The organism is Nesterenkonia sp. AN1 (assembly GCF_000582475.1).
In the GTDB taxonomy this organism is placed as follows: Bacteria; Actinomycetota; Actinomycetes; order Actinomycetales; family Micrococcaceae; genus Nesterenkonia; species Nesterenkonia aurantiaca.
On record NZ_JEMO01000013.1, the window covers coordinates 1 to 6363 of the forward strand.

General features: G+C 68.3%; 4 protein-coding genes and 1 pseudogene. 2 read left to right on the forward strand and 3 right to left on the reverse strand.

Annotated elements, in window-relative coordinates:
• Positions 1–787: pseudogene (locus BG28_RS07185) on the reverse strand (maltose ABC transporter permease); the annotation flags it as partial.
• A 3-nt stretch (positions 788–790) separates the two neighbouring features.
• The gene (locus BG28_RS07190) at positions 791–2104 is read right to left on the reverse strand and encodes a maltose ABC transporter substrate-binding protein (protein WP_084479550.1); all 1314 of its coding nucleotides are present in this window, start codon (positions 2102–2104) and stop codon (positions 791–793) included.
• A 284-nt stretch (positions 2105–2388) separates the two neighbouring features.
• On the opposite strand from BG28_RS07190, the gene BG28_RS07195 reads away from it, so the two are divergent.
• Both BG28_RS07195 and BG28_RS07200 read left to right on the forward strand, forming a co-directional pair.
• Positions 2389–4116 (forward strand): glycoside hydrolase family 13 protein, encoded by a 1728-nt coding sequence (locus tag BG28_RS07195; RefSeq protein WP_051501146.1) that lies wholly within the window; start codon positions 2389–2391, stop codon positions 4114–4116.
• Entirely contained in the window at positions 4116–5138 is a 1023-nt protein-coding gene (locus BG28_RS07200; protein ID WP_036475399.1) for a LacI family DNA-binding transcriptional regulator, read from the forward strand. The genes BG28_RS07195 and BG28_RS07200 overlap by 1 nt, the downstream gene beginning before the upstream one ends.
• A 111-nt stretch (positions 5139–5249) precedes the next feature.
• Here BG28_RS07200 and BG28_RS07205 read toward each other — a convergent pair.
• On the reverse strand, positions 5250–6363 hold a 1114-nt coding region (locus BG28_RS07205), incomplete at its 5' end, for an MFS transporter (protein WP_036475400.1).

Here is a 6363-nt window from a genome sequence, read left to right on the forward strand (position 1 = left end):
CTGCCCCGCCGTCGGTGTAGATCTCCCCGCTCGCGGTATTGGTCAAGGTGTCGGCGGACTCGTCGTAGACGAAGCGCGAGGTGTAGACATAGGCCCGCTGCCCGTCCTGGGTGCGCAGCGCCCCGGCATTGGGGTCCTCCGAGAGCGGCACCGACAGGCTGGTCAGCTCCTGCTGACGATCCACCAGTTCCGCGAAGCTCAGCACCTCATGATCGGGCACCTCGATGACGCGGCCGTCCTGGACGACGGCGCCCGGCGCAGCCTCCAGAGGGGCCTCTGCGGATCCGAGAAGCACCTCGCCGTCCTCCGTGGTCACCGCGAATCCCAGCTCCCCGGAGCGTTCGATCACCGTGAGCTGATACGTCGGTGAATCCGGCACTCGGTCCTGGGTCTGGAGCATGATCGCGTGGATCGCGTGATCCTTGGTGCTGTTGTGGCCGGTCCCGTAGTTCGTGAACGCCACGTAGCCGGAGTAGAAGATGACGAAGACCTGGAAGATCAGCAGGAACACCACTCCCGGGGCCAGATACTTCGCTGGCAGTGCTCCGCGCTGGAAGTAGATCCAGGTCAGGAGGGCGCCGCTGACCACCACCAGAGTGCCGATGAGCCACCGCTCGTTGAAGAAGAGCACCATGGCGGCATACACGCAGACGGCGTTGAGCAGCCCCAGCACGGTGATCTTCAGCAGCAGCAGCTTCCACCCGATGCCGGCGGTCTCGGCGGTGCGCCGGGCGCGACGTCGGTCGGCGGTGCGGTCTTCGGTTCTGGTGGTGGTCAGTGGGCGCATTGATCAGTCGATCGCCGAGGAGATGTCCTGGGACATCTTCTGCCAGAGTTCCACCGGATCGCCGTCGCCCTTGATGATCGCGGCCTGGCTGGATCCCCAGTCGTCCCAGACCGCGCCCATCTCCGGAATTGCGGGCATCGGCACGGCCTCGGCCCCGAACTCGCCGAATCCGGCGACGATCTCGTCCTCGCTCAGAGCCTGCTCGAAGGACTCGGTCAGCGCAGGGGCGCGCCCACCGGTCTCATACAGCGCCGTCTGGACCTCAGCGGTGCCGACGTAGTTGATCAGGAAGTTGCTGGCGGCCAGGACGTTCTCGCTCTGCGAGGAGAGGAAGAAGCCCTGGACTCCGGCGAAGGGCTGGGCGTCCTGATCTCCTGCGGCCGGGATCGGATCCACGGCGACGTCGATCCCCGCGTCCTGCGCGCCGGTCACGTTCCACGGACCGGTCAGGAAGAACGGAGAATTGCCGTCGTTGAAGCTCTCCAGGGCCAGGTCGCCGTCGATGTTGAGGTTCAGCACGCCGGCCTCGCCCTGTTCCGCCAACCAGCCTGCGAACTCTTCCCCGCCGGCCTCCGCCATGCTCAGCTGCGAGGGGTCGTAGCTGCCGTCCTCGGCGGTGCCGAAGACCGGGGCGCCGAAGGAGGTCTGGAAGGGGTAGAGGTGGTAGGGGTCGCTCTCATTGGGGTCCAGGCCGACCAGGAACGGATACTCGGTCCCGGCCTCCTCGCCCATCTGGATCATCTCCTCGAAGTCGGCCGGAGCCTCGGGGGCCAGTTCGGTGTTGCGCAGCAGCGCGATGTTCTCGATCGAGTAGGGCAGGCCGTAGGTCTGGCCCTCATAGGTCCAGGCGTCCACGGCGATCTCCTCGAACTCCGCCGCAGCGTCCCCGAGCTCGACCGGTGCGACCACGCCGTTGTTCACCAGGACTCCGAGCCAGTCATGGGCGCCGACGGCGATGTCCGGGCCTTCGCCCGTGGGGACCTGGGAGACGAACTGGTCTCGGATCTCCTCGAAGTCCTGCTGGACGATCTCCACCGTGATGCCGGTGTCGGACTCGAAGTCTTCCGCCACGTCGGTGAGCACCTCGGCGCGGTTGGCGTCGGCCCAGATGGTCAGGCTGCCGGAGGCGGCATCTTCGCCGCCCTCGGTCTCTGTGGTGTCCGAATCTGTGGTGTCCGAGTCCGTGGTCTCTGACTCTGCAGCCTCGGACTCGGTGGTCTCCGAGTCGGCAGGCTCTGCGGCGCCAGCGTCGCCGGAACCGTCTCCCGAGCCACAGGAGGTCAGCGCCAGTGCTCCCAGTCCCAGGAGCGCGGTCATCGTCGTGATTCTTCCGGTGTTCACCGTCATCGGTGTCCCTCTCTGTGAAGAAGCGGAGGCGATCGCCCCGCCATCCTGAGTGCAAGCGCTTCCAGTATGGGGACAGAATGTGATCCACGCAACTCTTGGAGCGTGGTGGTGCTGTGAACTGCCTACCGACCGTTGACCAGTATTTATGCCTCGCGGTGTGGTCTTATCCAGCATAGAGACGCTTGCTGGCTCCAGTGAAAGCGGTTGTGCCGCGTGACGCTCCATGTGGAAGCGCTTGCATATATGCTGGAGACATGACCGCTCAACAGGACCTGCGCAGTTCCCCCGACACCGCCGACGTCGTCCCTCGCGAAACGGGGGCGCCCCCGGGGCCGGGGATGCCGGCCCAGTGGTGGCGCAGTGCAGTGATCTACCAGATCTACCCCCGCTCCTTCCATGACTCCACCGGCGACGGCGTCGGGGACCTTCCGGGGATCACGGCCCGACTCGGTGCGCTCCAGGAGCTCGGCGTGGACGCGATCTGGTTGAGCCCCTTCATGACCTCACCGCAGAAGGACGCCGGCTACGACGTCGCGGACTACTGCGACGTGGACCCGATCTTCGGCACGCTGGCCGACTTCGACGCCCTCCTCGAGCGGGCCCATGGGTTCGGCATCAGGGTCATCGTGGACCTGGTGCCCAACCACTCCTCGGACCAGCACCTGTGGTTCCAGCAGGCCTTGGCCGCAGCCCCGGGCAGCCCAGAGCGCGCCCGGTACATCTTCCGCGAGGGTCGGGGAGAGCAGGGAGAGCAGCCGCCGAACAACTGGCAGTCGATCTTCGGCGGCCCCGCCTGGACCCGCATCACCGAGACCGACGGCACGCCGGGTCAGTGGTACCTGCATCTCTTCGACTCGAGCCAGCCGGATTTCGACTGGTCCCAGGAAGAGGTCAAGGAAGAGTTCCGACGCATCCTGCGCTTCTGGCTCGACCGCGGGGTCGACGGCTTCCGCGTCGATGTTGCCCATGGTCTGGTCAAGGACCAGGACTTCCCGGACTACACCCCGGATGTCGACGCCGCCTCGATGGGTGGGGAGGAGACCCCGGCGCCCTACTTCGAACAGACCGCGGTCCATGAGATCTACCGGGACTGGCGGCTGGTCCTGGAGGAGTATCCGGGGGATCGGGCGCTGTGCGGTGAGGCCTGGGTGTCCTCCGTGGCGAAGGCGGCGCTCTGGGTGCGCCCGGACGAGATGCACCAGACCTTCAACTTCCAGTACCTCGAGACCCCCTGGGAGGCGGAACAGCTGCGCGGAGTCATCGACGATTCCCTGTACGCCTTCAATGCAGTGGGCGCTCCGAGCACCTGGGTCCTGTCCAACCACGACGTGGTGCGTCACGCCACCAGGCTCTCGTTGACCGGGGAGAACCCGCAGGGGACCGGGATAGGACCCGCGCATCCGGGCCTGCCCGACCGCGAGACCGGGCTGGCACGTGCCCGCGCCGCGACCGCCCTGATGTTGGCGCTGCCCGGCTCCGCGTACATCTACCAGGGCGAGGAGCTGGGTCTGGACGAGGTCCACGACCTCCCCGATGCGGCCCGTCAGGACCCCACCTGGTTCCGCACCGCCGGCGAGCGGTTCGGTCGCGACGGATGTCGGGTGCCGCTTCCCTGGGCGGGCGAGGCTGAGAACTTCGGATTCAGCTCCGGGGGCACACCCTGGCTGCCGCAGCCTGAACGCTGGGAAGACCTCTCCCGGGATGTGCAGCGCGCCGATCCCGACTCGACGCTGAGCCTCTACCGGCGGATGCTTGCCCTGCGCGCGGAACACGACCTGGGCCTCGGAGAGGTGCGCTGGCTCCCAGGAGCCGAGGATGCCGTGCTGATGTTCAGCAACCAGGATCTGACCGTGCTCGCGAACACCGGCACAAAGCCGGTGGCGTTGCCCGCGGGGCACCAGGTGCTCCTGGCCACCGCGCCTCTGGCAGGATCCCAGGTACCCGCCGACTGCACCGTATGGCTGCAGCGGCACGCAGGCTGATGACCAGCCTCGATGATGTCGCCAAGGCCGCAGGCGTGTCCGCCGCCACGGTCTCCCGCGCCCTGAGCGGCCGAGGCAACGTCTCGAAGGCCACCCGGGCCAAGATCCTGGCTGTCGCCGCGGAGCTCGACTACGTGGCCTCCTCCGCGGCCTCCAGCCTGGCGTCTGGTCGGATGCGCAACCTCGGGGTGATCATGCCTGAGCTGCACCGATGGTTCTTCAACACCGTGCTCACCGGGATCTCCGCCGAAGCGACCCGCACCGGGTATGACGTGACGCTCTACAACGTCACCGCAGACCCCGAGGTCCGGCAGGAGATCTTCGGCGCCTTCCTGCGACGACGCAGGGTGGACGCCGTCATCGTCGTGGCGCTGGAGCTCAGCGACTGGGAGGAGCGGGAGCTGGCGCGGCTCGGCATCCCGGTGGTCATCATCGGCGGCAGCTCCGGGACCCTGCCCGGGGTCTCCATCGATGATGCGGCCGTCACCGAGCTCGCCACCGCGCACCTGCTCGAGCTCGGCCATGAGGTGCTGGGCTTCATCGGAGGCGCCGAACAGTTCGACGCCGACTACAAGGTGCCGAGTCAGCGACGAGCGGGCTTCGACCGAGCGCTCCGCGCCCGCGACATCTCTTCCGACCCGTCCCTGATCGGAGAGGCAGACTTCACCATTCCTGGAGGCTTCCATGCGGCGCGACAGCTGCTGGGCACTCCAGGAACCGGGATGACCGGACTGGTCGCAGCCTCGGACGAGATGGCGATCGGCGCGATCCTCGCCGCGCGGGAGCTCGGGATCAGGGTCCCGGAGGACCTCTCGGTGGTCGGGGTCGACGGTCACGAGCTTGGCGCCCTCTTCGAGCTCACCACAGTCGACCAGCACGCCCAGAACCAAGGGGCGACGGCGGCGAAGCTCATCCTCGCCACCGTCGAGTCCGAAGACACGTATCCGAAGAGCCTGGACCGCAGCTTTGACCTGCTGGTCCGGCGCAGCACCGCCCGGGTTCCCCGGGAGCCCTCCGCCTGATCACCTCGCGCCTGGTGGCGCTCCTGGCCAGCGTGCCTGCCGCCCGGCGGCGCTGCGGGTCATTGCCGCCCGGCGGCCCTACGGGTCATTGCCGCCCTGCGGCCCTGCGGGTCATTCCAGCCCGGCGGCCCTACGGGTCCGACGGCTAGCGTGGACCGAGTAGCGCGGGAGCCAGCGCAGCAGCCCGGCACTGGCCAGCGGGCCCATGGCTGAGGCCACCCAGATGCCTGCCGCCAAGGAGCCCAGAGCGGCACCGGCGGCCAGGGTCAGCGGTCCCGCGGCGATCCCGAGATCCTGCATCAGCCGCCATGCTCCGAGGAACTGCGGGCGCGCCTCGGCGGGGGCGATGTCGGAGGCGATGGTCATCATGACCCCCGAGCCCAGACCGTTGCTGATTCCCAGCAGCACCGCCACTCCCGCGAGCACGGGCACCGAATGGGCCAGCGGCACCAGCGCCATCGCTGATCCGAGGCAGACCATTGAGGGCACTCCGATCCAGAGCCGGCCGAAGCGGTCCATGATCTTGCCGGCCGGATAGAACAGCAGCATGTCGATGCCACCGGCGAGACCGAAGAGCAGCGAGATGGTGGTGGGGTCCAGCCCGATGTGCTCGCCCCAGAGCGGGAGCACCTGCTGACGTGCCCCGCGGATCGTGCCCACCAGCATCGAGGCCACGCCCAAGGTCAGCAGCAGCTTCCGGTGGGTGGCGATCACCTGGGCAAAACCGGCCTGGGCGATGCCCGGTGCTCGCGCCGCGCGGGTGTCGATCTCCGGGGCCAGCAGCACCGTCACACCCGCGGCGATCGCAGTGAGCAGCGCCAGCAGGAACACCGCGCGCAGGTCTCCCAGGACGATCACTCCGGCGCCGAGGAATGGTCCGATGAACTGCCCGATCCGATGCACCCCGCCCAGCGTGGAGAGCACTCGGGCACGCTGATGCACCGGGGTCACCTCGGTCAGATAGGAGTGCCGGGCCAGATGGAAGACCGCATTCGCGGCGCCGACCAGGGCGACGGCGGCCCCCAGCGTGATCAACGAAGGCGCCAGCCCTGCAGCGAGGAAGCCGAGCGCGGCGGCCCCGGCGGCGAGCAGCATCGCCCGGCGGTCACCCACACGCGCCGCCAGGGCGCCGGCGGGCAGATCCGCGAGGATCTGACCCAGCGGGAGCATCGCGGCGATGATTCCGGCCACCGCCAGCGTGGCGCCGCGCTCCACGGCGAAGGGG

Coding starts and splice junctions, on each gene's coding strand:
- BG28_RS07190 (WP_084479550.1), bottom strand. CDS start 2,104: ATGACCGCGCTCCTGGGACTGGGAGCACTGGCGCTGACCTCCTGTGGC.
- BG28_RS07195 (WP_051501146.1), top strand. CDS start 2,389: ATGACCGCTCAACAGGACCTGCGCAGTTCCCCCGACACCGCCGACGTC.
- BG28_RS07200 (WP_036475399.1), top strand. CDS start 4,116: ATGACCAGCCTCGATGATGTCGCCAAGGCCGCAGGCGTGTCCGCCGCC.